At 62.6% G+C, this 26,669-nt stretch carries 19 protein-coding genes; 13 read left to right on the top strand and 6 right to left on the bottom strand.

Going from position 1 to position 26,669, the window contains the following annotated elements:
• Positions 1-76: 76 nt before the first annotated feature.
• The gene (locus AC2S2E_RS15570) at positions 77-1,123 is read left to right on the top strand and encodes a pseudouridine synthase (RefSeq protein WP_486523002.1); all 1,047 of its coding nucleotides are present in this window, start codon (positions 77-79) and stop codon (positions 1,121-1,123) included.
• Entirely contained in the window at positions 1,120-1,680 is a 561-nt protein-coding gene (gene rsmD, locus AC2S2E_RS15575) for a 16S rRNA (guanine(966)-N(2))-methyltransferase RsmD (protein ID WP_476105589.1), read from the top strand. Before AC2S2E_RS15570 ends, rsmD begins: the two co-directional genes overlap by 4 nt.
• 225 nt (positions 1,681-1,905) lie before the next feature.
• On the opposite strand, the gene AC2S2E_RS15580 is transcribed toward rsmD, so the two are convergent.
• Positions 1,906-3,198, bottom strand: coding sequence for an MFS transporter (locus tag AC2S2E_RS15580; RefSeq protein WP_476105591.1), 1,293 nt, complete (start codon positions 3,196-3,198; stop codon positions 1,906-1,908).
• Between the two features lie 121 nt (positions 3,199-3,319).
• Positions 3,320-3,661: a hypothetical protein gene (locus AC2S2E_RS15585; protein WP_486523003.1), complete on the bottom strand. Its 342-nt coding sequence runs from the start codon at positions 3,659-3,661 to the stop codon at positions 3,320-3,322.
• Positions 3,662-3,803: 142 nt separating this feature from the next.
• Here AC2S2E_RS15585 and AC2S2E_RS15590 point away from each other — a divergent pair, with 142 nt between their 5' ends.
• The 5 genes from AC2S2E_RS15590 (at position 3,804) to AC2S2E_RS15610 (ending at position 10,722) form a co-directional block, all read left to right on the top strand.
• A complete protein-coding gene (locus tag AC2S2E_RS15590) occupies positions 3,804-6,101 on the top strand; it encodes an ATP-dependent helicase (RefSeq protein ID WP_486523004.1) in 2,298 nt (765 codons plus the stop codon).
• Between the two features lie 119 nt (positions 6,102-6,220).
• A complete protein-coding gene (locus AC2S2E_RS15595; RefSeq protein WP_486523005.1) occupies positions 6,221-6,709 on the top strand; it encodes a flavin reductase family protein in 489 nt (162 codons plus the stop codon).
• Between the two features lie 104 nt (positions 6,710-6,813).
• Entirely contained in the window at positions 6,814-7,257 is a 444-nt protein-coding gene (locus AC2S2E_RS15600; protein WP_486523006.1) for a chemotaxis protein CheW, read from the top strand.
• Positions 7,258-7,393: 136 nt separating this feature from the next.
• Positions 7,394-8,272, top strand: a complete 879-nt coding sequence (locus tag AC2S2E_RS15605; protein WP_476105598.1) for an HpcH/HpaI aldolase/citrate lyase family protein — start codon at positions 7,394-7,396, stop codon at positions 8,270-8,272.
• 140 nt (positions 8,273-8,412) lie between these two features.
• A complete protein-coding gene (locus AC2S2E_RS15610) occupies positions 8,413-10,722 on the top strand; it encodes a putative bifunctional diguanylate cyclase/phosphodiesterase (RefSeq protein ID WP_486523007.1) in 2,310 nt (769 codons plus the stop codon).
• On the opposite strand, the gene AC2S2E_RS15615 is transcribed toward AC2S2E_RS15610, so the two are convergent.
• The gene (locus AC2S2E_RS15615) at positions 10,713-11,744 is read right to left on the bottom strand and encodes an AI-2E family transporter (protein ID WP_486523008.1); all 1,032 of its coding nucleotides are present in this window, start codon (positions 11,742-11,744) and stop codon (positions 10,713-10,715) included. The two genes, AC2S2E_RS15610 and AC2S2E_RS15615, sit on opposite strands and share 10 nt — an antisense overlap.
• A 305-nt stretch (positions 11,745-12,049) precedes the next feature.
• On the opposite strand from AC2S2E_RS15615, the gene AC2S2E_RS15620 reads away from it, so the two are divergent.
• Positions 12,050-14,500: a TonB-dependent receptor gene (locus AC2S2E_RS15620; RefSeq protein WP_486523009.1), complete on the top strand. Its 2,451-nt coding sequence runs from the start codon at positions 12,050-12,052 to the stop codon at positions 14,498-14,500.
• A 48-nt stretch (positions 14,501-14,548) separates the two neighbouring features.
• Here AC2S2E_RS15620 and alr read toward each other — a convergent pair whose 3' ends face one another.
• On the bottom strand, positions 14,549-15,634 hold the full coding sequence (gene alr / locus AC2S2E_RS15625) for an alanine racemase (protein WP_486523010.1): 1,086 nt from the start codon (positions 15,632-15,634) through the stop codon (positions 14,549-14,551).
• Between the two features lie 132 nt (positions 15,635-15,766).
• On the opposite strand from alr, the gene AC2S2E_RS15630 reads away from it, so the two are divergent.
• The 5 genes from AC2S2E_RS15630 (at position 15,767) to AC2S2E_RS15650 (ending at position 25,256) form a co-directional block, all read left to right on the top strand.
• Positions 15,767-19,126, top strand: a complete 3,360-nt coding sequence (locus AC2S2E_RS15630; RefSeq protein WP_476105607.1) for a transglutaminase family protein — start codon at positions 15,767-15,769, stop codon at positions 19,124-19,126.
• 46 nt (positions 19,127-19,172) lie between these two features.
• Positions 19,173-21,611 carry a circularly permuted type 2 ATP-grasp protein gene (locus AC2S2E_RS15635; protein ID WP_486524634.1) on the top strand — a complete coding sequence of 813 codons (2,439 nt, stop codon included), beginning with the start codon at positions 19,173-19,175 and terminating at the stop codon, positions 21,609-21,611.
• Between the two features lie 7 nt (positions 21,612-21,618).
• Positions 21,619-22,503 (top strand): transglutaminase family protein, encoded by an 885-nt coding sequence (locus AC2S2E_RS15640; protein ID WP_476105609.1) that lies wholly within the window; start codon positions 21,619-21,621, stop codon positions 22,501-22,503.
• A 45-nt stretch (positions 22,504-22,548) separates the two neighbouring features.
• Positions 22,549-24,165, top strand: coding sequence for a SulP family inorganic anion transporter (locus AC2S2E_RS15645; RefSeq protein WP_486523011.1), 1,617 nt, complete (start codon positions 22,549-22,551; stop codon positions 24,163-24,165).
• 116 nt (positions 24,166-24,281) lie between these two features.
• A complete protein-coding gene (locus tag AC2S2E_RS15650) occupies positions 24,282-25,256 on the top strand; it encodes a quinone oxidoreductase family protein (protein ID WP_486523012.1) in 975 nt (324 codons plus the stop codon).
• 220 nt (positions 25,257-25,476) lie between these two features.
• On the opposite strand, the gene AC2S2E_RS15655 is transcribed toward AC2S2E_RS15650, so the two are convergent.
• On the bottom strand, positions 25,477-26,109 hold the full coding sequence (locus tag AC2S2E_RS15655) for a LysE family translocator (RefSeq protein WP_486523013.1): 633 nt from the start codon (positions 26,107-26,109) through the stop codon (positions 25,477-25,479).
• On the bottom strand, positions 26,106-26,627 hold the full coding sequence (locus tag AC2S2E_RS15660; RefSeq protein WP_486523014.1) for a hypothetical protein: 522 nt from the start codon (positions 26,625-26,627) through the stop codon (positions 26,106-26,108). The genes AC2S2E_RS15655 and AC2S2E_RS15660 overlap by 4 nt, the downstream gene beginning before the upstream one ends.
• Between the last annotated feature and the right edge of the window lie 42 nt (positions 26,628-26,669).

The raw sequence follows: 26,669 nt of genomic DNA on the forward strand, positions 1-26,669 counted from the left end.
GAAGAAAAAGAAAGAGCAATTCTGGGCACTTTCCCCGGCTTTTGACCTATTGCCCGAACAGGAGTAAGGCGGCGCCATGTCTTATCCCAAGAATCCCAATGGGCCTTCAAAAGGCCCCTCGTCGCGCGGTCCTTCTGCGCGCAATGGCCGCGCGTCCGACGCCGCCCCCCGCGGGAAACCGCAGACGTCGCGTGGGGAAAAATCCCAGAGCGGCGGATACCAGAGTGGTGGCGGAAAGCCTGCCTATGGCGGCAAATCGGGCCAATATGGCGGCAAGCCGCAGGGCACCGGCCAAAGCTCCAGCAAGCTTTATCCGCCCCGCATCCCCCGCCCCGCCCGTCCCGCGCCCGAACCGATCAACAAGTTGGAAGGTGAAGGCGAACGCGTTGCCAAGTTGCTGGCCCGCGCGGGCGTGGCAAGCCGCCGCGAGGTTGAGCGCCTGATCGAGGCGGGCCGCGTGAAGGTGGGTGATATCACGATCACCACGCCCGCCACGCTGCTGACCACGCTCAAGGGCGTCACGGTGGATGGCAATCCGGTAAAGGCGCCCGAAGCGGCCCGTCTCTATGCCTTCCACAAGCCCAGCGGCCTGATCACCGCAGAGCGCGATCCGGCGGGGCGCCCGACGATCTATACGGCTTTGCGCAATGCTTTGCCCGCCGATACGCCGCGCCTGATGCCGATCGGCCGCCTTGACCTTAACACCGAAGGTCTGCTGCTGCTGACCAATGATGGTGAGTTGAAGCGGGCCATGGAATTGCCCAGCAGCGGTATCCCGCGCACCTATCGCGCCCGTACCTTTGGCGACATTTCGCAGGACCGGCTTGAGGAACTGATGGAAGGCATCGAGGTGGACGGCATCCGCTATGGCCGCATCGACGCCAATATGGAGCGCCGTACGGGCCGCAATCAGTGGATCGAAATGACGCTGAGCGAAGGCAAGAACCGCGAAGTGCGCCGCGTTCTCGAAGCGCTGGGGCTTCAGGTCAGCCGCCTGATGCGCACCAAATACGGGCCGTTCGAATTGCTCGACCTGCCCCGTGGTCAGGCCATCCAGATCCCGCAGGTGCAGGTCGAACGCTTCCGCAAGGGGCTGAAATTAGCAAAGGCGCGCGGGGAATGATCCGGATTATTGCTGGCGAATGGCGTGGCCGTAAACTGGCCGCGCCCGAAGGCGACGACACCCGCCCCACCGCCGACCGCACGCGCGAAACGCTGTTCTCGATGCTCAACAGCCGCCTTGGCGGGTTTGAGGAATTGCGCGTGGCCGACCTGTTCGCAGGATCGGGCGCGCTGGGCCTTGAAGCATTGAGCCGGGGCGCGGCGCATTGCCTGTTCGTTGAACAGGCCGCCCCCGCGATCCGCGCGATCCGCACCAATATCGCCAACCTGAAAGCCCACACGCGCTGCGACGTGCGCGCGGGCAGCGTAATGGCCCTGACCGCGACCAAGGAGCCGCTAGATCTCGTGCTGCTCGACCCGCCCTATAACACCGGCGCGGGCCAGGTGGCGATCGACAAGCTGCGCCGCCTTGGCTGGATCGGTGAAGGCACATGGGTCGCGCTGGAAACGGCGGCAACCGAGGATCCGCGGGTGCGCGGGTTTGTGGTCGATGCCGAGCGTAAGGTGGGCAAGGCGAAGATTACGATCTTCCGTGTTGAGGAAAAGCAGGAAGGGTGAGAATGCGAGGGTCTAGACCCTCGCGCTCCCGGTACTGTCTGCGTTGCGACTGATGTTCGGCGTTTTGTGTCGGACCCGGTGTTGCAAATTTAAAAGCCTGCGGCGCCATGGATCAGCGTCGCAGGCTTTCATTTTATCATCCACCACCAAACGCGGCCAACCTCGCGCCACCCCATAACGGGATTGCAAAGGGCCCCCGCCCTTTGCCCGCCGGAGGCAAAACCTTCAAACGGCCATCACCCGCCGCGTCCCCAACCGCCGCGTCCAACCGATCCCGATCAGCGTCACCACGCCCGCAACGGCGGGAATAATCCCGATCCAGTTGCCCATGCCTTTCTCGATCAGGCTCTGCGCCAGAACCGGGGTCAGCGCGCCGCCAATGATGCCGCCGGCGTTAAACGCCATGGAAATGCCGGAATAGCGCACCTCGACCGGAAACAGGCCCGACAGCCAACCCGATAGCGGGCCATAGGCCATGCCCATGGCAAAGAGCGCAGCCGACAGCGTGATAAACACCACGATCAGGCTGCCCGAAGACAGGCCAGCCCAATAGAAAGCGCCGATCACCGCGCCCAGCGTCGCGCCCCACGCCAATACCTTGGCCGAGCTGAAACGATCCGACCAGATTGCGGCATAGATGATGCCCGCCGCCAGCATCAGATTGGCGGCCAACTGCGCCACCATGAAACCCGTGCGCGGATAATGCAGCGGCCCGGTCCCCTGCGCCAGCGCAAAGGCGGTGCAGAGATAAAACAGCGAGAAGCAGGACACCACGCCCGCGCTGCCCGCGATCAACGCCTTCCAATGTTGCGACAGCAGGACGCCCAGCGGCACTTCTGGCGGTTTTTCATGGGTCAATGCTTCGGCAAATGCGGCGGTTTCGGTAATTTTCAAACGCACCCACAGGCCAACGCCAACCAGCACGACCGACAGCATGAACGGAATGCGCCAGCCCCAAGCCTTGAATTCGGCCTCTGGCATGACCAGCCCAAGGATCAGAAACAGGCCATTGGCCGCCAAGAACCCGACCGGCGCGCCCAATTGCGGGGCGCTGCCAAAACGCGCTTCCCATCCACGCGGCGCATTTTCCACCGCCAGCAAAGCCGCCCCGCCCCATTCACCCCCAAGGCCAAAACCCTGACCAAAGCGGCAGACGCAAAGCAGGATCGGCGCCAGAATGCCCGCCTGCGCATAGGACGGCAGAAAGCCTACCGCCAGCGTCGATCCGCCCATCAACATCAGCGAGGCCACCAGCGTCGATTTGCGCCCGATCCGGTCCCCGAAATGGCCAAAGGCGATGGCCCCCACCGGCCGCGCGACAAAGGCGATGCCAAGGCTCATAAACGCCAACAGCAATTGCCGCCCCGGCGCCGCCTCGGGAAAGAACATCGGACCAAAGACCAGTGCGGTGGCCGTGGCAAAGATATAGAAGTCGTAGAATTCCACCGATGTACCGACAAGCGCGGCGGTCAGAATTCGAGCGTTCTTGACGATGGGGTGCTTAGGGGACTGGCTCATGGGCGAAAGGCGTTGCCATGCGCGCCGCGCAAGTCAATTGGAAAGTGACCGGCAATCGATCACATCACCTTATAAACGCAGGCGCCCCGAGGACCAATCAGGACGCCTGCTTCCCAGGGGATCAGATGCCGCCGGGGTTGCGGCAATTATCCTGCAACGATCCGCGACAAACCGGATAGTGCTTGTTAAAGGCCTCTGGCGGCGGCGGGGTCAGCGCGCCGACATAGGGCCCCGCATGATAATTGGGATCATCAGGCAGGGCGGGCGCCACGGGCGAATTGGCAGTGGCCGGGTTGGGAGTATCCACAGCCGCCGCCAATGAACCACGCGGATTCGCCTGAATCTCAACGGGGGCGGCCTGCGCCAGCTGCATCTTGGCCGATGCGGGCTGGTCGGGCTGCATGGCGCCTGCGGCGGTTGCAGCCATGGCGGCAACCAGACCAGAAATCAGGAACTTGCTCATTACTGCGTCCTTTCCGGTTTGCCCCCTGTCCACCGATGGGGATCATCGGCACCTGATGGTTGAAAGGCAGATTGCGGCCAATTGTTCCATGATGGAGGGCAATAGTCTTGCGCCATGGCGCCATGTTCTCTAGGCGTTCCGCATGACCATGCCTTCAGCCCCCGCCCATGACGCCCCTTGGTTGGCCAAACTGAACCCGCCCCAGCGCGAAGCCGTGCTGACGACAGAGGGGCCGGTGCTTATGCTGGCGGGGGCCGGCACGGGCAAGACGGCGGCGCTGACCGCGCGCATGGCGCAGATCATTGCACAAAGGCTGGCTTGGCCATCCGAGATCCTGTGCGTGACCTTTACCAACAAGGCCGCGCGCGAAATGCGTGAACGTGTGGGCCATCTGATCGGCCCTGCGGTCGAGGGGATGCCGTGGCTGGGCACGTTTCACGCGATCGCGGCCAAGATGCTGCGGCGACATGCCGAACTGGCGGGCTTGCAAAGCAATTACACGATCATCGACACCGATGATCAGTTGCGCCTTTTGAAGCAGTTGATTCAGGCCGAGGGGCTGGATGAAAAGCGCTGGCCCGCCAAGGCTTTGGCCGGGTGCATTGACCGATGGAAGAACCGGGGCTTTGGTCCGGGCGATCTGGATGCCGTTGAAAATGAAGCCTATGCCAACGGGCGCGGCGCGCATTTCTATCGGCTGTATCAGGACCGGCTGAAGGCGGTCAACGCCTGCGACTTTGGCGATCTGCTGCTGCATATGCTCGATATTTTCCGGCGGCACCGCGACGTGCTGGAGGAATATCAGCGCCGTTTCAAATATATCATGGTGGACGAATATCAGGACACCAATTCGGTCCAGTATCTCTGGCTTCGCCTGTTGGCGCAGGGGATTGAAGGCCGGCGGCACAACATCTGCGTCGTAGGCGACGATGACCAGTCGATCTATTCATGGCGCGGGGCCGAGGTGGCCAATATCCTGCGTTTTGAGAAAGATTTTCCCGGCGCGAAAGTCATCAAGCTGGAGCAGAACTATCGCTCCACCCCGCATATCCTTGGCGCGGCCAGCGGCCTCATCAAGGAAAACAGCGAGCGTCTTGGCAAGCAATTGTGGACCGAGGCGACCGGCGGCGACAAGGTCCGCGTGATCGGCGTGTGGGACGCGCCCGAGGAAGCCCGCCGCGTGGGCGAGGAAATCGAAAGGCTGGAGCGCGAGGGCCTGCCGCTCGACAAGATCGCCATTCTGGTGCGTGCGCAGTTCCAGACGCGCGAGTTTGAAGACCGGTTTATTTCCATCGGCCTTGCCTATCGCATCATCGGCGGTTTCCGGTTTTACGAACGCGCCGAAATCCGCGATGCTCTGGCCTATCTGCGCATCATCACCCAACCGGCCGACGATCTGGCGTTCGAGCGGATCTATAACACGCCCAAGCGCGGGCTTGGCGACAAAACGCTGGAAAAGCTGCACCGTTTTGCCCGCGCACATGACATGCCGCTGGCCGCCGCCGCGCTGGCCATGGCCGATACGGATGAATTACCGGCCAAGGCGCGCAATACGCTGCTGGCGCTGATGCGCGACATGGCGCGCTGGCGCGATCTGGCCAGAACGGCGACGCCCGCCGAACTGGCCCGCGTGATGCTGGACGAATCGGGCTATACCGCCATGCTTCAGGCCGACCGCAGCGCGGAAAGCGCGGGGCGTCTGGAAAACCTGTCGGAACTGGCCCGCGCGATGGAAGATTACAAGACGCTGGGCGATTTCCTTGAGCATGTCTCTCTGGTCATGGACAATGAGGCGAATAATGACGCCGAAAAGGTCACGATCATGACCATCCATGCCGCCAAAGGCCTGGAATTTGACCATATATTCCTGCCTGGATGGGAAGAAGGCGTATTTCCGTCGCAGCGTTCTCTGGACGAAGGGGGCCTCGCCAGTCTGGAGGAGGAGCGGCGTCTGGCCTATGTGGCGATCACCCGGGCGCGGCGGTTCTGCACGATCCTGCACGCGGCCAACCGGCGTATCTATGGGCAATGGACGTCCTCGCTGCCCAGCCGATTCATCGGCGAATTGCCGCCCGCCCATATCCATAGCGAAAGCACAATGAGCGGCGGGGCCAGCCTGTGGCGTGCGCAATGGAGCGAGCGGGACGATCCCTTTGCCCATGTCGCGCAAAACAAACCCCAACGCATGGACACGCGCGGTCCCGGTTGGCAACGGGCCAGCCAGACCACCTTTGCCCCCGCACGCAAAGTCGCCGACAGCACCCGCAGCGCGGCCAGTTTTGCCGCCGCCCCGCGCCTCGACATCCGTGTTGGCGACAAAGTGTTCCACGAAAAATTCGGGAACGGCACGGTCAAGGCGCAGGAAGGCAACAAGCTGGAGATCGAATTTGACAGCGGCGGTTTCAAGCGCGTGCTGGACAGTTTCGTCAAACGCATATGATCTCCGACAGGCGTCTATAAGCAATTTCCATGAGGCCCCGCTCCATCACGCACTTGCAGCATCGCGCGCGCTCTGGCACGGCAGGGTAGCGAGATTAACGGTGGGATTAAGGACAGATCATGACGCAAGCGGCCATTGAAGCGGCAGACTATCGCCGTGTGCTGGGCCATTACCCCACCGGCGTTGCCGCCATCACGTCCAGCGACGCGGATGGCGCGCCGCTGGTCATGGTCGTGGGTACATTCACCTCGGTCTCGCTCGATCCGCCGATGGTCGGCTTCCTTCCCACGCGCACCTCGGCCAGTTGGCAGGCGATTGCGGCGACGGGCAAGTTTGCCGTCAACGTTCTGGGCAGCGATCAGGCCGCGCTTTGCGGGCAACTGGCCGGGCGCGGTGATAAATTTGCCGGGGTGGAATACACGCTCTCGAACGATGGCCTGCCTTTGCTCTCTGGCGCGCTGATCACGATTGAGGCGCAGATCCATGCCACGCTGGATGCGGGCGATCATGACTTTGTTCTGGGCGCGGTACATCGGTTGAATGTGGGCCGCGAGGGCGACCCACTGTTGTTTCATCGCGGAAATTACGGTGGTTTCGCCGCGCTCTGACCCACAATTCACGCGCATGGCGTCAGCGCCAATTTGAACCCATCTGGCGTTGCGCCGTTAACCCTTGATGCGTCACACGCGAAAGCGGACGGGTGAAGGGATTTATGACGCGCGATTTGATAACCTTTGAAGTGTCACGTCAATTGTTCGGGCTGGACATTGCCGCGATACGCGAAATCCGCGCGTGGTCGCCGGTAACCCGATTGCCGGGCGCACCATCCTGTTTGGCGGGCGTGGCCAATCTGCGCGGCGCGATTCTGCCCATACTCGATCTGGGCGCACGATTGGGTTGGGGCACGACACGGACCACCGAACGGCACGCCATCATCGTGGTACAGGTGGGCCCGGTACAGGCCGGGTTGATCGTCGAAACCGTGTCCGACCTTTTGACGTTAAAGGAGGACAGGCTGCAACCGCCCCCCGCCTTGGGGATTGAGGAGATGACCTCCTTTATCGACGGGCTTGCCCCGGTGGGCGACCGGATGCTGCTGGTTCTCAATCTGGATCAACTGGTGGGGCGCGACTGGATCCGCGCCGCGGGTCAGTAATCGGATGGGTTACTCTGCATCCGCGACTTAAAGCTTGCTTGACGCACAAAGTGTTGTGAACAAAATTGCCGCTGTTCAGCCCCAGAAAGGTCGCGGCATAAACCCAAGCCATGGCCGAACCAGCAGAGGATCATTGATGCCCGCTCTCAGCCCCGACCGCCCGCGCCGCAGCGCCTTGTTCATGCCCGCCTCCAACCCCAAGGCATTGGCCAAGGCGCGTGAGGTGGACGCCGATGTGGTCATTATCGACCTTGAGGATGCGGTCGCCCCCGACCAAAAGGAAGCAGCACGCGAGGCCGCGGTTCGCGCCCTCTATACCGGCGGGTTTGGCCATCGCGAGGTGGCGGTGCGGATCAATGGCCTTGACACCGAATGGGGGCGTGATGATCTGGACGCGCTGGCGCGGGCCGGGGCCGATGCGCTGTTGGTGCCCAAGGTTTCCAGCCCGCAGGACGTGCTGCGCTATCACGAGGCTCTGACCAATGCGCCATCGGATTTGCAATTGTGGGCGATGATTGAAACGGCCGGTTCGGTGCTGCGGCTGGATGCCATCGCCTCGCTGGCGCGGCAAACGCGGCTGGCGCTCTGGGTGATCGGGCCGAATGATCTGGCGCGGGAATTGCGTGCCCGGCCCGATGCCAAACGGACCTTTCTTCAGCCGTTCCTGTCGCTGGCCGTGGCGGCGGCGCGGGCGCATGGACTGTCGATCCTTGATGGGGTCTGCAATGAATTTCGCGATCTGGACATCTTTCGTACCGAAGCGGAACAGGGTCTGATGTTCGGATTTGATGGCAAGACCCTGATCCACCCGGCCCAGATCGAACCGTGTAATGCCATTTTCAGCCCATCGGCGGCTGAACTGGAATGGGCGGGCAAAGTCATTGCCGCATTCGATCTGCCCGAAAATGCCGGCAAGGGGGCGATCAAGGTTGATGGGCGGATGGTGGAATTGCTGCACCGCGATTCCGCGCAAAGCCTTTTGGCTCAGGCGCGCCGGATAGCGGCAAGAACGTAAGGAAACTTAACCAGTTTCAAGGATCGCGACCGTTGAAGGCGCTCTTTGGATTGGTTAAACTTACGCATTCATCACCTTTGTATTAACACTTTCACGCTAAGCCCTTCCCTTGGGATCAAACAGAATGGGCTTAGCGCAGCGTGCCAATCAACAGACTCACTCATTGGCTGCTCAGCACCGAGGAGAAAGTCTCGGCCCCTATTGCTGCGCAAATGGCCAACGGCCTGTTCGGATCTCTGGCCATCTTCCTTGGCGGCGTGCTCAACAGTGTGGCGGTGGCGGCGGTGGCGGCGTTCCGTATACCGTCGGGGCCGGTATTTGGCTGGCTGCTGTTTGAAATCGTGCTCGGGATTGGCCGGATCATCGTGTTGATGATGTCGCGCGATCGGGATTTTGACAAACCCACCCATTTGCACGGCATTGCCGCCATTCTGTCGGTGATGTGGGCAACGTCGGTCGGTCTTGGTGCCCTGTTGTGCCTGACCAGCGGCGATTGGGCCATGGCTACGGTGGCCTGCATTTCAGCGGCGGCGATGGTTGGCGGCATTTGCCTGCGCAATTTCGGCACCCCGCGCCTGGCGGCGACCATGACCTTTGCCACTTTGGCGCCTTGTGCGCTTGGCGGTTTGTTGTCCGGTGACGCCATCATGGCCATCATCACCATCCAGTTGCCCATCTTCATGATGGCGATCTTTTCGGCATCTTTCAGACTGCACCGGATGCTGGCATCGTGGATGACGACAACGGCCGAGCTGAAGCAAAGCAAGGCGTTGAACGAAACGATTTTGCAATCCAACCCCGATCTGACGCTGATCGTGGACAAGGATTACAAGGTCGTCTTCAGCAATCGGCAACCTGAAGAACTGGGCTGTGAAGCGGTTCTTGTCGGGCGGCCCTTCCTGTCGATTCTGGAGGAAAAGGATCGCCCCGCCGCCATGGCGGCTCTGGCCCGCGCCAGACATGGGCAATTGGCCAGCTTCACCACATGCTACAGTCGGTCGGATGGTGGAAAATTCTGGTACGACACGATCGTCAATGAAACTTCGGATGCTTCGGGGCGGCTGATTGTGGTGGCCCGCGATATCACCAGCCAGAAGCATTCCGAAGAACGCGCGATCTGGATGGCTCAGCACGACACGTTAACGGGCCTGCCCAACCGCGCCGTGTTGCAGGAAAGGCTGGATGCCGCCCTGATGAAGGCGAAGCCCCCGTACGGCGCCGAGCCCGTCAGCGCGTTGATGATTGTTGATGTCGACAATTTCAAAGCGATCAATGACACAATGGGCCACGATGGCGGCGACGTTCTGCTGCGCGCACTGGCGGCGCGATTGCGGGCGGCGGTCAATCCGGGCGATCTGGTGGCGCGCACGGGCGGCGATGAATTCGCGATGATTGTTGCGGCGCGTGGCGCGGGTGAATTGGAACAGATTGCCGCGCGTATTTACGAGGAATTGCGCGAACCGATCCTGCATGGCGACCGCGTGCTGGAATGCGGCGCCAGCATCGGAGCCAGCTTCATCCCTCATGACGGCCCCGCCCGTTCCGAAGTGATGAAGGCCGCCGACATCGCGCTTTACGCCGCCAAGGCGGCCGGGCGCGCGCAGATGAAGATCTTTGAACCGGCGATGATGGATGAGGTCGAACGCCATCAAGCGATGATTTCGGCCGCACGCTTTGCGCTGAAACGCCGAACGATTGTGCCCCATTATCAACCCAAGGTTTGTTTGCGCCGCGGGCATCACATCGGTTTTGAAGCCCTGCTGCGCTGGCGGGACCGGGATGGCAATTTGCGCGCGCCCGATGCGCTGAAAGCCGCCTTTGCCGACCCCATCCTGAGCGCGGCGCTCAGCAATTCTATCCTCGACATGGTGCTGGATGATATCGAGCGTTGGATGGCCGCGGGCGTCGCATTCGGCCATGTGGCCGTCAATGTGACCAGCGCCGATTTCCGTCCCGACGGCATTGTCCAGACGGTCCTGACCCGGTTGCAGGCGCGCGGATTGCCGCCATCATGCCTCCAGATCGAAGTGACCGAGGATGTGCTCCTCGACAAGGGCGCACTTGACGTTGAAAATGCCCTCAAGCGGTTGAGCCAGCACGGATTGCGCATTGCGCTTGATGATTTCGGCACCGGCTATGCATCGCTTTCGCATCTGACCCAATTTCCGGTGGATCTGCTCAAGATCGACCGATCCTTTATCGGCCAGATCGGGACCAAAAATGATGCCGAGGCGATTGCCTCCATCGTCGTCAATCTGGGCCATTGCCTTGGTCTGGAGGTGATTGCCGAGGGTATTGAAACCTTTGAGCAGCAGCAGTTCCTGATCGACATGGGGTGCGACACCGGACAGGGCTATCTCTATGCCCGCGCCATGCCCGCGCGGCAGGTCATCGAATATCTCGACAAGCATGGGCTGGAACACGATCAACTGGCCATGCGTCAGGCCTGATCGGCGCGGCTTTCGCCCACCACCTGCCATATGGCAATGAACAGGGCGGCAATCACCGGCCCCATGACAAAGCCATTGAACCCCATCAGTTCAAACCCGCCCAGCGTGGTGATCAAGATCACGTAATCGGGCACACGCGTATCGCGCCCGACCAGAATGGGCCGCACCAGATTGTCCACGCTGCTGATCACGAAAAAGCCCAGCGCCGCCAGCGCCGCGCCCTGCCATACCGATCCGCTGGCCAGCAGATAGACAGAAACCGGCACCCAGACGAGGCCCGTGCCGACCGAAGGGAAAAGTGAAAACACCCCCATCGCCACGCCCCACAGCAATGCGCCGGGCAGGCCCAGAATCCAGAAACTGAGCCCGCCAATCGTGCCCTGCAACACGGCCACGATCAGGCTGCCCTTGATTGTCGCGCGCACCGCCTGCAGGAATTTGCTGATCAACAGATCGGTCATCGCGGGGTCAAGCGGCACCGCCCGCGCAATCTTTTCGCCCAGCGCCCGCCCGTCACGGATCAGGAAATAGGCCAGATAAAGCATCACCCCCAATTGCAGGAACAGGCCCAGCGTGCTCTGGCCAAAGCTGAGCAATTGCGGGCCAATGTTGCGCAAAAGGTCGCTCATCTGTCGCCCCAGCCAATCGCGAATATCCTCAAGACTGGCCAGTCCCGACACGCCCAATTGCCCCTGAAGCCAATGTGGCATGCGCATTTGCAGTCCGGCCAAAAGGCGCAGCGGATCAATCTGCCCCGACTCGACGCGGGCGTAAAGCGTGCTGCCCTGTTCCACCAATGCCGCGCCCAGAGCCACAGCCGGCAGAACCACCACCGCCACCACGACGCATAATGTTATCGCAGCGCAGCGGTCGGGATGCCCCGGCATCGATGCCTTGAACCGTTGGTGCAGCGGGTCAAACAACACCGCGACAATCACCGCCCACAACACGGCCCCGGCAAATGGCGCCACCAGCCAGCCAAAAGCCAGCGAAATGGCCACAATCAGCCCCAAAAGAAACATGCGCGCCGGTGGCAATAGCCTTCTCCTGTTTGGCCCTTCCTGCCTCTGCATAAAGGTCTGGAGGCATAGGGCAACAGCGCGATGACGTTTAGCCAGACTTGGGCGGTGAACAGATTTCCTTGAATGTCTATTTTTATGATTGAGTTTAAGAGCGATTCAACTCTACCTAATTGATAGAAATTAATTGGACGAGCACATGGGGGGACATTCGCAAGGCCTGATAACGGCCATGCGCATTCCCGATCACCAACGCCTGAACAACGCGCGCCCGATGGTGGCCGCGTTGGCAAGACAAAGGATCGAGTATGAAACTGCGCCAGATTTTCCTTGCCAGCGTGGCCAGCGCCGCATTTTTCGCCACCCCGGCCCTTGCCGCCGACACAGCGCCCGCCGATGGTCAGGTGCAGGCCGAAGCCCCCGGCGACATTGTCGTCACCGCCCGCCACCGTACCGAAAGCGCGCAGAGCGTGCCGGTTGCCATCTCTGTTCTGGGCGGGCTGACGCTGGAACGCACTGGCGCGTTCAACGTCAACCGCCTGCAACAACTGGCCCCGACGCTTCAGTTTTATTCGTCCAACCCGCGCAATTCGGCGGCCAATATTCGCGGCCTTGGCGCGCCGTTTGGCCTGACGAATGACGGCATCGAACAGGGCGTGGGCATCTATGTCGACGACGTCTATTTCAGCCGGGCTGCGGCCAGCACATTCGACTTCCTCGACGCGGGCCAGATCGAAGTTTTGCGCGGGCCGCAGGGCACGCTCTATGGCAAGAACACCACCGCAGGCGCCATCAACATCACCAGCCGCGCCCCCACCTTCAACTTTGAAAGCCGGGGCGAAGTCTCTGTCGGCAATTATGGCTATCGCCAGTTAAAGCTGGCCGTGTCGGGGCCTTTGTCCGACACGGTGGCGGCGCGCATCGCGGTGTCATCGACCGGGCGCAACGGCACGATCTATAACACCACCACGAAAAGCTGGGTCCAGTCGCAGGACAATCTGGGTCTGCGCGGGCAAATCCTGTGGCGCCCGTCGGGTACGGTCGATGTCACGCTGGCGGCGGATTATAACGAACAGAACCCCTCGTGCTGTGCCACGGTCTATTACGGCTATGGCAGCACCCAGCGTTCCAGCGCCCGCCAGTTTCCCGCGCTGGCCGCCGCGCTGAACTATGCCCCGCCCAGCACCAATCCTTATGCCCGCCTGACCGATCTGGACAGCGAATTGCGCGCCACCAACCGCATTGGCGGCGCCTCGCTCAAGGTCAAGGCGCAGGTCGGCCCCGGCACGCTGACCAGCATCACCGCATGGCGTTTCTGGGACTGGAACCCGTCGAATGACCGCGACTACACCGGCCTGCCCATCACCACGTTGAGCCAGAACCCGACCAAGCAGGAACAGTTCACGCAGGAATTCCGCTACAGCCTGTCGACCGACAAGTTCGATTGGAACGTGGGCCTTTTCGCCTTCAATCAGGCCGTCCACACCACCGGCACCCAGCAACAGGGCACCGCCGCCAGCCGCTTCCTGTTGTCCAGCACACAGATCAACGCAATCTGCCCGACGGGGTCGTCGGCCACCTGCGTTCCCGATATCCTCAACGGCCTGACCGCCAAGAATGACATCCGCCTCAACAACACCAGCCTTGCCGCTTTCAGCCAGTTGAGCTGGAAAGTGACCGACCGTTTCACCATCCAGCCGGGCGTGCGCCTGAACTATGACCAGAAGAAGGGCTGGTATAATTCGGTCGTCACCAATTCGGCCGGAACCCAGATCTTCCCGACCTCGGGCACCGGTTCCAACTCGCTGCTGGGCGCGCAGGCGGGCGTGCTGTCGTCACAGCAATTCCCGGCGCGCTATTCGGCATGGAATTTCAGCTATGACCTGACGCTGGCCTATCAACTGGGCCGCGATGTGCGCGCCTATGCCACCTATGCCAAGACGTTCAAATCGGGCGGGGTCAACCTGAACGGCGTACCCTCGGACGCCAATGGCCAGCCCATTCTGGCCGCCGCGACGGTCAAGCCCGAAACGGTCAACCATTTCGAACTGGGCTTCAAGAGCCAGTGGCTGGACCGCAAGGTCACCGTCAACCTTGCCGCCTTCCGCACCGACATTGACAATTTCCAGGCGCAGGTGACCAATGGCGCGCTGGGTGTGCTGCGCGGCTATCTGGCCAATGCCGAGGCCGTACGCACGCAGGGCCTCGAAGGCGATTTCTCGGTTCGCCCCAGTGACCGCTTCAGCGCTTACCTGAACGCGGCGCTGACCGACGCGAAATATCGCAAGTTCACCACCGCCCCCTGCCCGCCGGAATTGTCGGGCGGCACGACGACCACCGGCACACCGGGCGCGGCCGGCGTCCCCGGCGCGCTCAGCCCGGCCTCCTGCGACATTTCGGGCCAGCGCCTGCCGGGCGTGTCGAAATATGCGCTGAGCTGGGGCGGCGAATATAACATTCCGGCCAAATTGTTCGGCAAGGAAGGCTCGGCCTATGTCGGCTATGATGCCTCCTATCGCTCCAGCTGGTCCTCGAATGCTTCGGCTTCGATCTACACTTGGGTGAAGGGCTATTCGCTGCACAATTTCCGCGCTGGTTGGCGTCAGGATCGCGGGCTGGACATTTATGGCTGGGTGCGTAATGCGACCGGCACGAATTATGTCGAAATGCTGACCGTGGCCAGCGGCAACACCGGCCTGATTGCCGCCAATCTGGGCGATCCGCGCACCTATGGCGCGACGGTGAAGTTCGAGTTTTAACCAAACCCTGACTGTCCGGCGCGGGCGATCCACCCGCGCCGGATTTTTTCAGGATAGATAGACGCGCTGATACCGCCCGCCCAATTGGGTCAGGATTTCATAGGCAATCGTCCCGGCCTCCTGCGCCACCGCTTCAATGGGACGATGGGGTCCGATGATTTCGACCAGATCGCCCTCCTGCAAGGCGCCATCGGGCAAAGCGGTAGCGTCCACGACCGTCACGTCCATCGACACTCGCCCGACAATGGGCAAAAGCTCGCCCTTGGCCCAAACCGCCCCGCGCCCGGACAGGCTGCGCACAAAACCATCGGCATAACCAATGGAGAGCAGCGCCAGCCGCGTTTCGCACGGCGCATGCCAAGTCTGGCCATAACCCACCCCCGTTCCCGCCGGAACAATCCGGGTTTGCAGGACACGCGCCTCCAGCTTGACCACCGGCAGGAATGGATCGCCCCGCCCATCGCCGGGTTCCGCGCCGTAAAGGCAAAGGCCCGCGCGCACCATGTCGCCATGATAGGCCGCCCCCAATTGCACCCCGCCCGAATTGGCGAAACAGCACGGCACACCGGGGAAGAACGCCGCCGCCCGTTCGAAACAGGCCAGTTGCGCGGCATTTTCCGCCCTGTTGGGTTCATCGGCGCAGGACAAATGGCTCATGATGGCCAGTAAAGGCACCGCGGCGCGAAAATCGCCATCCTGCGCCAAACTGGCGGCCTCCTCCATGCTGACACCATGACGCGCCATGCCGGTATCGACCTGAAGAAAGGCGGGCGCGGCAAATGCCTGCCAGCGCCTCGCCTGCTCCATGCTGTTCAAAACGGGCGTAATGGCGGCCTTGGCGGCAAATTCCTCGCCACCCGGATGCAGACCATTGAGGACGCCCAGCACGGCATCGGCGGGCACCAGTTCGCGGATAGCCAGAGCCTCAACCAGGTTGGCGACGAAGAATGTCCGGCACCCCGCCGCCACCAACGCCGGCACCACCCGCGCCGCGCCCAGACCATAGGCGTCGGCCTTAACCACCGCTGCGACCTTTGCCGACGCGACTTCGCGGCCCACACGGCGCCAGTTTTCCACCAGCGCGCCAAGATCAATCGTCAAAACCCCCGGCGCGGGGGCCATCTGCGCCTGCACTTGCCTGTCACTCCAGCCTTGATCGCGCCCTGCTGGACCAGAGGGAACCAAAGCGCAACCGCGTATGTTTATGTTTAATGTGCGCGCATTTGGATATTGCAGCGCACAAACCTTTCGCGCACACTCGCTGCCATGATCACAGCTGGCCTGCACCACCTCACCCGCTATCGCTACAGCAAACCGATCCGTCTGGGCCCGCAGGTGATCCGCCTGCGTCCGGCCCCGCACAGCCGGACACAGATCCCGAACTATTCGCTGAAAATCAGCCCTGAAAACCACTTCCTGAATTGGCAACAGGACCCGCATGGCAATTGGCTGGCGCGGCTGGTGTTTCCCGATCCGGTCGATCATTTCAGTATTCAGGTCGATCTTCTGGCCGATATGGTGGTCATCAATCCGTTCGATTTCTTTGTCGAAGAATATGCCGAAGAACGTCCCTTCACCTATGATGACGCGCTGAAGGAAGATCTGGCCGCCTATTTCGATGTCGAACCGCAAGGGCCGCTGTTCGATAAACTCTATGAACGTTACGCCGACACCAAGTTGCGCACGGTCGATTTTCTGGTTGAGGTCAATCAGGCGGTCTATCAGGCGGTCAATTACGTCATCCGCATGGAGCCGGGGGTTCAGGAGCCAGAGGAAACGCTGGAAATCGGCTCCGGCTCGTGCCGCGATTCGGCATGGCTTCTGGTCAACCTGTTGCGGCGTCTGGGTTTTGCCGCGCGTTTCGTGTCGGGCTATTCGATCCAGATGACGCCCGATGTCATCCCGGTCGACGGGCCAAAGGGCGTATCGCAAGACGTTTGCGACCTCCACGCATGGGCCGAAGCCTATGTGCCGGGCGCGGGCTGGATCGCAATGGACGCGACCAGCGGCATGTTGGCGGGCGAAGGGCACATCCCCCTTTGCGCCACGCCCCATTACCGCAGCGCCGCGCCCATTTCCGGCCTTGCCGAACCGGCCGAGGTTGATTTCCATTTCGAGATGAATGTTCACCGCATCCACGAAGCGGTGCGCATCACCAAACCCTTTACCGACGAACGCTGGGACGCGCTGATGGCGCTGGGCGACAAGGTGGACCGGGATATTGTCGCGCAGGATATGCGCATGACGATCGGCGGCGAACCGACCTTCATCGCCGATGGTGATTTCGAAGCGCCCGAATGGAACAGCGACGCCGTCGGCCCGACCAAGGCCGCCTATGCCGACCGCCTGATCCGCCGTTTGCGCGATGAATTCGCGCCCGGATCGATGCTGCACCATGGTCAGGGCAAATGGTATCCGGGGGAAAGCCTGCCGCGCTGGGGCTATTCGATCTATTGGCGCAAGGATGGCGTGCCGGTGTGGCGCGATGCCTCGCTGATCGCGGGCGAAACCTTGCCGCGCGAAACGCCCTTGCCCGATGTGGCGCCGGAAAGCGCGGAAGTGGTGCTGCGCGGGGTTGCAACGACGCTGGGCGTGGACGAGGAATTTGTGCAGCCCGTCTATGAAGACGCGATCGAATGGATCGTGCGCGAGGCGCAACTGCCCGACAATCTCTCGCCCGATGATCCGGAACTGGATGACCCGGAGGAACGCTCGCGCTTTATGCGCACGTTCCAGCGGGGGCTGAACAAGCCGGTTGGCTATGTCCTGCCGATCCAGCGCTGGTGGCAGGCCGCGCAGGTGCCGATCCGCCGCTGGCGTTCGGAAAAGTGGCGTTTGCGGCGCGGGGCGCTGTTTGCGGTGCCGGGCGACGCGGCGCTGGGTTATCGCCTGCCGCTGTCTTCGCTGCCCTATGTGACGGCGGCGCAATATCCCTTCATCAACCCGCAGGATACGGCAGAGGAACGCGCCCCCCTGCCCGATTTCTATGGTCTGGCGGGCGAGCGCGAGGCCGCCGCCCGCACGCAGGGTCCGTTCCAGCGTGTATCCGACACACCGCCGCAATCCTTCAACACCGGCTATGTTGAACAGGTCGCCATCGAAGGCGTCGTGCGCACCGCCATCACGGTGGAGGCACGCCGCGACCACCTTTGCGTCTTCATCCCGCCGGTGGAAACGCTGGAAGACTACCTCGACCTGATCGCCACGGTGGAACGCGTGGCCGAGGAAAGCGGGCTGCCGGTGCGGATCGAGGGTTATCCCCCGCCCTCCGACCCGCGCCTGATGGTGTTGAAGGTCACGCCCGACCCCGGCGTTATCGAGGTGAATATCCAGCCCGCCGGATCGTGGCGGGAATCGGTCCATATCACCGAAACGCTCTATGACGTGGCGCGTGAGGTCGGGCTGACGGCGGACAAATTTATGGTCGATGGTCGTGCCGTGGGCACGGGCGGTGGCAACCATATCGTGTTGGGCGGGCCAAGCCTGCTGGACAGCCCGTTCATTCGCCGCCCCGACATGCTGAAAAGCTTTGTCACCTATTGGCAGCGGCATCCTTCGCTTTCCTATCTCTTCTCCGGCCTGTGCGTCGGCCCGACCAGTCAGGCGCCGCGCATCGACGAGGCGCGCCATGACGGCCTCTACGAACTGGAAATCGCGCTGGCGCAGGTGCCCGGACCGGATCAGCCCCAGCCTTTGGCATGGGTGGTTGATCGCCTGTTCCGCAACCTGTTGGTCGATGTGACGGGCAACACCCATCGCACCGAAATCTGTATCGACAAATTGTTCAGCCCCGATGGTCCCACCGGCCGCCTTGGCCTTGTCGAATTCCGCGGCTTCGAGATGCCGCCAGACGCGAAGATGAGCCTTGCCCAGCAATTGCTGATCCGGGCGCTGGCCGCATGGTTCTGGCGCGAACCGCAGGGCGGGCCGCTGGTCCGCTGGGGCACGCAATTGCATGACCGCTTCATGCTGGGCCATTTCGTGTGGGCGGATTTCCTCGATGTCCTATCGGACCTGCGCCGTGCGGGTTATGATTTCGACCCCGTGTGGTTCGAGGCGCAGCGCCAGTTCCGTTTCCCCATCCACGGCACGACCGAGGGCGGCGGGGTGCAACTGGAAATCGCCCATGCTTTGGAACCGTGGAACGTGTTGGGTGAAACCGGCGCAATTGGCGGGACGGTGCGCTTCGTCGATTCCTCGACCGAGCGGCTTCAGGTGCGCGCGACCGGGCTTGTCGCGGGGCGCCATATCATCACCTGTAACGGGCGCCGCATTCCGATGAACCCCACCGGCACGCCGGGCGAAGGGGTTGGCGGGGTGCGTTACAAGGCATGGTGGCCATCCAACTGTCTCCATCCCATGATGCCGCCCCATGCGCCGCTGACCTTTGACATCTATGACACCTGGAACCAGCGCAGTCTGGGCGGTGCGGTCTATGAAGTCGCGCATCCGGGCGGGCGCAATTACGATACGGTGCCGATCAATGCCTATGAGGCCGAAGGGCGCCGCAAGGCTCGCTTCTCCGACATTGGGCATACGCCGGGGTTCACACCCATCCCGGCCAAGGAATGGCCCAGTGAATTCCCGATGACGCTCGACCTGCGCCGACCGGGGTGGCTGGACTGAATTGGCCAGCAAAGCACCCAAGAAGGCCCAGCCGGTTGATCGGTTGATGGATTATCCGGTTGACGTGGACGCGGGCGACCTGTTCCGCCATGCCCCGCCCGAAGTGGCCGCCAAATGGCGCGCCATGGCGGGCGGGCTGCATAATCTGGCGCAGGATTCCGGCCTTTCGGCGCAGGAATTGCTGGCGCGTCAGATTGCCGACATGGGCATGAGTTTCCGCATGACCGGCGATGTGGAAGAACGCAGCTGGCCGCTCACCCCCATGCCATTGATCATCGGGGCCAAGGAATGGGCCAATGTCGAGGCTGGACTGATCCAGCGGGCACGCCTGCTCGAAAGCGTGGTGGCCGATGTCTATGGCCCGCAAAAACTGGTCCGCGACGGTCATATTCCCGCCGCCGTCGTCGCAGGCAGCCGCTTTTTTGCCCGCGCCATGGGCGGGGTCACCCCGCGCCGGGGGCATTATATCCATGTCTATGCCGTTGATCTGGCGCGTGGGCCGCATGGACAATGGCGCGTGCTGGGTGACCGCCTGCGTCTGGCCAATGGCGTGGGTTATGCGCTGGAAAACCGGCTGGCCTTGTCGAGGGGGACGGGTTCGCTCCTGTCCGATATTCATGCGCGGCGGCTGGCGGGATTTTTTGGACAATTGCGTCAGGGGCTTTCGGCCGATTGCCCGCGTGAATCGCCGCGTATCGCACTGTTGACGCCGGGGCGTTTTAACCAATCCTATCCCGAACAGGCGCATCTGGCGCGCTATCTGGGCTTTCCATTGGTCGAAGGGCGCGATTTGTCGGTCATTGACGGCAAGCTTTATGTCCGCACGATTGGCGGGCCGAAAAGGGTCGATGCCCTGTGGCGCTGGATCGACACCAATTCGCTAGACCCGCTGAATTTCGATTCCCGCTCGACGATGGGCGTTCCCGATCTGGCCGATTGCTGGACCGGGGGACATGTCGCCATGGCCAACTGGCCCGGCGTCGAAGTGGTTGAGGCGCCCGCCTTTGCCGCCTTCCTGCCGCGCCTGTTCAAGACCTTGCTGGACGAAGAACCGCTGCTGCCCAATGTCGCGACGTGGTGGTGCGGGGGCGAGGCCGAGGCCGATCTGGTGCGCGAGCGTCTGGGTGAACTGATGATTACGCCCGCCTTTGGGCAAAGGGTCGAAGCTCTTGCCGGGATCCAGCCCACCTATGGCGCACAATTGTCGGAAAAGCGGCGCGATGCCTTGCTTGCCGCCATGGCCCGCCGCCCGATGGATTATTGCGCGCAGGAAATCATCAACCTGTCGACCACCCCCGCGTTGATCGAGGACCGTTTCGAACCGCGCCCCTTCACCCTTCGCGCCTTTGTCGCGCGGGGCGATGACGGGCAATGGGTGGTCATGCCGGGCGGCTTTGCCCGCCTGTCCTCTTCGGGCAAAATCGCCAGCACATTGATGGGCGAAGGCGATTTGTCCGCCGATGTTTGCGTGGTGGATGAAGAGGATGAGGACCGTTTCAACCGCGTCACGCTGACCGGAACGCCCCCGATACGGCGCGATGGCGGCGTATTGGCGGCACAGGCGGCCGATAATCTGTTCTGGTTTGGCCGTTATGGTGAACGGGCGGAAATGACGGTGCGGGTCATCCGCTCGATTCTGGGCGGCGGCATCGAAGTGGATGCAGGCGCCAGCGGGCACCCTGCGGTACGCGCCAGACTGGTCGAATTGTTGACCAGTTGGGGGGCATTGGCACCGTCCAGTTCGGCTCTTGCCCCCAATCTGGCCTGCCGCGCGGCTCTGGCCGAAGATCGCCTGCCCGGCGGTGTGGCTTCCTTGCTCAATACACAGCGCAATGTCGGCCAATCGCTGCGCGATCGCTTTGCGCCGGATTTCTGGCGCATCGCCAGCCGTCCCTTGCCACCGCTTGAATCGCATCGTCCGGGCGCCTTGCTGCGCGTGGCGCGCGAATTGGTGGAACGGTTTGCCTCGCTCTCCGGGCTTGGCGCCGAAGATATGGTGCGTGGTCCGGCGTGGCGCTTCCTTGACATGGGGCGGCGCATTGAACGCGCACTCTCGCTGTGCCGGGTGGCGCGTCAATTGGCCGGTGCGGGGGAGGAGAGCGACCGACTCAACACGCTGCTCGACATTTTCGACAGTCAGATCACCTATCGTTCACGCTACCTCTCCTCGCCCTTGCGCGATCCGGTCTATGACCTGCTGCTGCTCGACCCGGACAATCCGCGCAGTCTGGTCCATCAGGTGCTGACGATCGAGCGGCATATCACCGCCCTTCCCACGCTGCGTGAAGACGCCTTGCCCGAAGCGCCCCTTCGCGATGTCCGGGCAGTTCTGGCCCCGTTGATCAGCCAGACGGTCGATCAGTTTGACGAGGCCAAGTTGGGTGAGATCGAAACGCGCCTGCTCTCGCTTTCGGATTCGATTTCATCGCGCTATTTCCTGCAATTCGACGCGGCCGTTGCGGGCCGTACGCCGCTGCAAGGCTGACACATTCATGCGTTATCGCATCCATCACACCTCCAGCCTGCGCTATGACGGCGTGGTGCGACTGGCGCGGCTCAACCTGCGGCTCAAACCCTCGGACTGGCCGGGGCAAAAGGTGGAAAATTTCCGACTGACCTTTGATCCCGCCCCCGCCGAGGTCGAGGAAAGTGAAGGCCCGTGGATCGTCCATCGCCACCGTTTGAACATGCGCAATGCGCTGTCCAAACTAACCATCGACAGCCATTTCGAGGTCGAAGTGGCCGAACCCGGCTTTGCGCTGGACATGGCCGTCGTGCCCAGCATTGCCAGCATTCGCGCAGCAGCGCTCGCCACGCCAGACCTCTCGCCCATGGGGCCTGCCTCCTATCTTTTCGCATCGCCCATGGCCCCGCCATCCAGCGCCATCGCCGGTTGGGCCGAGGAACATTTCGAACCCGACACCAGCGTGCTGATGGCCGGCCACACATTGATGGCCGCGATCCATCGCGATTTTGCCTATGACGGCACCGCAACCAGCGTGACCACGACGGCCGAGGATGCCTTTGAGCAAAAGCGGGGCGTTTGTCAGGATTTCGCCCATGTCATGATCGTGGCGGCACGCGCCCATGGCATTCCCGCCGCCTATGTCAGCGGCTATTTGCGCACGCTGCCACCGCCGGGTCAGCCGCGCCTTGTCGGTGCCGATGCGATGCATGCCTGGGCGGCGCTGTGGTGTGGCGAGGAAATCGGCTGGGTCGGCTTTGACCCTACCAATGACGTTTTGGCGGGCACGGACCATATTTTTGTCGCGATGGGCCGCGATTATTCCGACATTGCCCCCATCGACGGCGTTTTCATGGGCGGCGCGGGGCAAAGGCTGGCGGTATCGGTCGATGTCGAACCGGTGGAAGATTGACCCCTCCGGCTTGACTTAACCCCTGTCGCGGCCATGCATGGCGCGATGGAGAGGTTTCCCAAACGCGATCTGTTAACGGGCCTTGGCCTTGCCGGCCTGCTGTTGCCCGAAGCGGTCGCCTATGCCGGGATGGCGGGATTGGCGCCGGGCCGGGCGATTGTCGCAGCGGTGGCCGGAGCGCTGGCCTATGCCGTGCTGGGCCGCAGCCGTTATGCGGTGATTGCGCCCACCTCCTCGTCTGCGGCCATTCTGGGTGCCGCCCTGATCGGCCTGTCCACCGAAGGTGTGGTCGACAAAGGCGCGGCGGCAACCGCCCTTGTCATCATGACCGGCCTTGGCTTTGCTGCGATGGGACTGCTGCGGTTGGGTAGCCTGGCCGGGTTTATTTCCCGTCCGGTGCTGCGCGGATTTGCCTTGGGCCTGTCGATCACCATTATTGCACGGCAATTGCCGCATCTGCTGGGTATTGCGGTTCCGGAGGCCCCGATGTGGCGCTTGCTGGGCGAGATCGCTCTGGCGCTGCCGCAAACCAATTGGCCCAGTCTGGTGCTCGGCCTTGCCGCACTGGGCGCGCTATTGGCGCTGCGCCGCGTGCCGCATTGGCCCGGTGCGTTAATGGTGATCGTCTCCGGATTGATGCTGGGCTGGTGGTTCGATCCGGCCGCTTGGGGCGTCGCGCTGGCGGGGCAAGTCGCGCTGACGTGGCCCGATTTCGCAATGCCGCCGGTTGCCATGCTGCCCCGTCTGGCCCAGATCGCTGCGCCGGTTGCCTTGATCCTGTTTGCCGAAAGCTGGGGCACGATGCGAGGACTGGCGCTGCAAAATGGGGACCGGATCAGCGCCAATCGCGAATTGGGCGCGCTGGGTCTGGCTAATCTGGCGGCCGGTTTGGCGCAGGGGATGCCGGTGGGCGCGGGCTTTTCGGCGGCCAATGCCAATGCGGCGGCGGGTGCGCAAAGTCGGTGGGCCGCTGTGATCGCGGCTTTAGCGCTGCTGGCTCTCGCGATCTATGCCGCGCCCGCGATTGGGCGGATTCCGCAACCAGTGCTGGCCGCGGTGGTGATTGCGGCGCTGACCCATGCGCTCAATCCCGCGCCCATCCTGCGGCTGTTTCAGATCCGGCGGGATGGTTGGGTTGCGGTGGCGGCCACCATGGGAGTGCTGACGCTTGGCGTGCTGAACGGCATGTTGGCGGCCATCGCGCTTTCAATCGCCATGTTGCTTTATGATCTGGCCCACCCATCGGTCAGCACACTGGGCCGGGTGGGCGACAGCCATGACTATGTCGATATTGCCCGCCACGAGGATGCAGCCCCGCCTCGCGGCATTGCGCTGTTCAGGCCCAATGCGCCCCTGTTTTTCGCCAATGCGGAAAGCGTGCTGGGCGTCATTGCCGCCCGCGCTGCCGCCTCCAACGCGCCGGTGGTGGTGCTTAGCCTTGAAGAATCAAATGATCTCGACGCAACCGCCATCGATGCCCTTGGCGAATTTGTGCTGGGACGTCAGCAAGATGGCCAGCGTGTCGTATTGGCCCGCGCCCATGATCGGTTGCGTGATGTGCTGATGGCGGCGGGCATGGCGCAGCTGGCGCAGGATTCGACCTTTTCCGTGGCCGACGCCGTGGCGCGCAGCGGCGCATCGTGGCAAGATAGCGCCATATAAAACGCCGCCCCGTCGAGGAAAATTTCACAGGCGCGCTGGCCAAAAGGCTGATTTTGGCCAATAGTCAAAAAGTTGCCTATTTACCGGGCTTTGCCGGCCCAGAGGACGATTGATCGATGAAAGCGCTGCAAGCCTATTTCGCCCAGACCGGCGGCCCGGAAGTCATCCGTTGGCATGAGGTCGACCTGCCCGAACCCGGCCCTGGCGAAATTCTGGTGCGCCACGAAGCGGTTGGGCTGAATTTCATCGACACCTATTATCGCTCGGGTCTCTACCCCTGCCCCCTGCCCTCCGGTTTGGGCAGCGAGGCGGCCGGTGTGGTCGAGGCGGTTGGTGCGGATGTCGCCGCGTTCAAACCGGGCGACCGAGTGGCAACCTTTGGCCCGGCGCTGGGCGCCTATGCCACGGCGCGGATTTCGCCCGCTTCGGGTTGGTTCCGCATTCCCGATGGCATCTCCGCCCAGACGGCGGCGGCGGCCATGCTCAAGGGATGCACCGCCGAATTTCTGGCCGAACGGGCCGTGTCGCTCAAGGCGGGTGAATGGGCGTTGGTCCATGCGGCGGCGGGCGGCGTCGGCCAAATCCTTGTTCAATGGCTGACGGCCATCGGCGTGCGCGTCATCGGCACCGTGGGCAGCGAGAGCAAAGTGGCCCTCGCAACCGAGGCTGGCGCCGAAGCTGTGCTGATTTCCAGCGCGGGGGATGTAGCAGCCGAAATCCGGGAAATCTCGGGCGGCGGGGTTGCGGCCAGCTTTGACGGCGTTGGTGCGGCATCATGGCCCATCTCGCTGGCTTCGGTGCGGCCGCGCGGCACAATCCTGTCCTTTGGCAATGCCAGCGGGCCAGTGACGGGCGTGCCCCTTGGCGCATTAGCTTCGGCCGGATCGCTCTATGTCACGCGCCCTCGCCTGTGGGACTATTACGCCACGCCGGCGGAAAGCGCGGCCGGGGTCTCCCGCCTGTTCGACATGCTGGAAAGCGGCGCGGTCAAAGTGCCCGTGGGGCAGAGTTTTGCCCTGTCCGATGCCGCCGAAGCGCACCGGGCGCTGGAGGCGAGGAATACGGTGGGGGCGACGGTTTTGATGCCCTGATGGGTTTAGGGGATTATGCCTCCGGCGGGCAAAGGGACTTGTCCCTTTGCAATCCCGATACTGTCGATGCAGGGTATCCGGCGCAAGCTCGCCGCGCCGCAGGCTATTAAACCGATTCGCGGATTAGAGTGGCGCCACCAATCAAACACCACCCATGAATGGGATTGCAAAGGGCCGTCGCCCTTTGCCCGCCGGACGCATCCCTCTTTCTAAACCCCACTCAAGCCTTCTGCGACCGCACCAACATCGCGCCAAAGCCCATGAACACCGTGCCCGTCACGCGGTTGAACCAGCGTTGGGCCGCAGGGCGTCGCAGCCAACCGGCAAGGCCGCGCCCACCCACGGCATAGGTAAAGTAGCAGCAGGTTTCGATCACCGCGAAAGTGCTGATCAGGATCGAGAGCTGCAGGCCCTTGGGCTGAGCCGGATCGATGAATTGGGGCAGGAAGGCAGCGGCAAAGAGCAGCGCCTTGGGGTTCGAGATGGCGATGGTGAAGCCCCCGCGATAGACCGCCCAGCGCGACAGGCCGGGGCGGGCGAACTCGACCGCTTCCGCGGTGTCATCACTGACCGGCGCGCGCCATGCCTTAAAGCCCAGATAGACGAGATAGGCCGTGCCGATCAGGCGCAGCACCTCAAACGCACCGGGCAGCGCGAAAAGCAAAGCGGTAAGGCCCAGCGCGCTGGCCGTCATCATCACGAACAGGGCGGTCATGCATCCCGCCATTGCCGGAAAGGAACCGCGCAGACCCAGTTCGACGCTGCGGCTCATGATATGCAGCATGTTGGGGCCGGGCGAGGCGCTGATCAGGAAAACCGTAACGCAATAGAGGCCCCAAAGATGCAAAGTCATGCCAACACTCCCAATCCGGCCGCCGCCGAAACAACCACACCCATCGCGCCAAGAACCGCGCCAGACCACAGCAAAACCGGGGCCGCCATAATCTGCGATAACACCAGCAACAGGATCGCCAACAACATGACGCTTTCGCCAAGCCCAAGCCAACCGCTGCGCGAAGATGCCGCGCCCGCCTGATCACGCAATCCGGAAATGCGGGTCGAGATCGCGTCGATCCCGGCCTCCTGCGGCGCGCCGGGCTGTCCGGTAACCTTGCCCTGACGCAAACGCGTCGCCTCGCCCAGAGCGCCAGCGCGAACGTCGCCGTCCAGCCCGCCCTGATTGGCCTGCGCGATCAGCACCGTTTCACGCGCCTTCATCGCTTCAACCATCGTGGTCGCCTCGGCGGCGGCCAATGCGGCTTGAATGCTCTCTCTTTGCGCAGAGAGCATGGCCACATGGACGATCCCGGCCAGAACCACGGTCAGCACGATCAAGGCCGCGTAAAGCGGAGAGGATTTTGTCTCGGTCATTCCAAAACGTTACTGTCAACGCCGCAAAAAGAAAGGGGGCCG

The organism is Novosphingobium sp. 550D, from assembly GCF_057401885.1.

Coding starts and splice junctions, on each gene's coding strand:
- AC2S2E_RS15660 (WP_486523014.1), bottom strand. CDS start 26,627: ATGACCGAGACAAAATCCTCTCCGCTTTACGCGGCCTTGATCGTGCTG.
- AC2S2E_RS15635 (WP_486524634.1), top strand. CDS start 19,173: ATGGATTATCCGGTTGACGTGGACGCGGGCGACCTGTTCCGCCATGCC.
- AC2S2E_RS15585 (WP_486523003.1), bottom strand. CDS start 3,661: ATGAGCAAGTTCCTGATTTCTGGTCTGGTTGCCGCCATGGCTGCAACC.
- AC2S2E_RS15615 (WP_486523008.1), bottom strand. CDS start 11,744: ATGTTTCTTTTGGGGCTGATTGTGGCCATTTCGCTGGCTTTTGGCTGG.
- AC2S2E_RS15570 (WP_486523002.1), top strand. CDS start 77: ATGTCTTATCCCAAGAATCCCAATGGGCCTTCAAAAGGCCCCTCGTCG.
- AC2S2E_RS15590 (WP_486523004.1), top strand. CDS start 3,804: ATGACCATGCCTTCAGCCCCCGCCCATGACGCCCCTTGGTTGGCCAAA.
- AC2S2E_RS15655 (WP_486523013.1), bottom strand. CDS start 26,109: ATGACTTTGCATCTTTGGGGCCTCTATTGCGTTACGGTTTTCCTGATC.
- AC2S2E_RS15580 (WP_476105591.1), bottom strand. CDS start 3,198: ATGAGCCAGTCCCCTAAGCACCCCATCGTCAAGAACGCTCGAATTCTG.
- AC2S2E_RS15595 (WP_486523005.1), top strand. CDS start 6,221: ATGACGCAAGCGGCCATTGAAGCGGCAGACTATCGCCGTGTGCTGGGC.
- AC2S2E_RS15640 (WP_476105609.1), top strand. CDS start 21,619: ATGCGTTATCGCATCCATCACACCTCCAGCCTGCGCTATGACGGCGTG.
- AC2S2E_RS15605 (WP_476105598.1), top strand. CDS start 7,394: ATGCCCGCTCTCAGCCCCGACCGCCCGCGCCGCAGCGCCTTGTTCATG.
- rsmD (WP_476105589.1), top strand. CDS start 1,120: ATGATCCGGATTATTGCTGGCGAATGGCGTGGCCGTAAACTGGCCGCG.
- AC2S2E_RS15650 (WP_486523012.1), top strand. CDS start 24,282: ATGAAAGCGCTGCAAGCCTATTTCGCCCAGACCGGCGGCCCGGAAGTC.
- AC2S2E_RS15645 (WP_486523011.1), top strand. CDS start 22,549: ATGGAGAGGTTTCCCAAACGCGATCTGTTAACGGGCCTTGGCCTTGCC.
- AC2S2E_RS15600 (WP_486523006.1), top strand. CDS start 6,814: ATGACGCGCGATTTGATAACCTTTGAAGTGTCACGTCAATTGTTCGGG.
- AC2S2E_RS15620 (WP_486523009.1), top strand. CDS start 12,050: ATGAAACTGCGCCAGATTTTCCTTGCCAGCGTGGCCAGCGCCGCATTT.
- AC2S2E_RS15630 (WP_476105607.1), top strand. CDS start 15,767: ATGATCACAGCTGGCCTGCACCACCTCACCCGCTATCGCTACAGCAAA.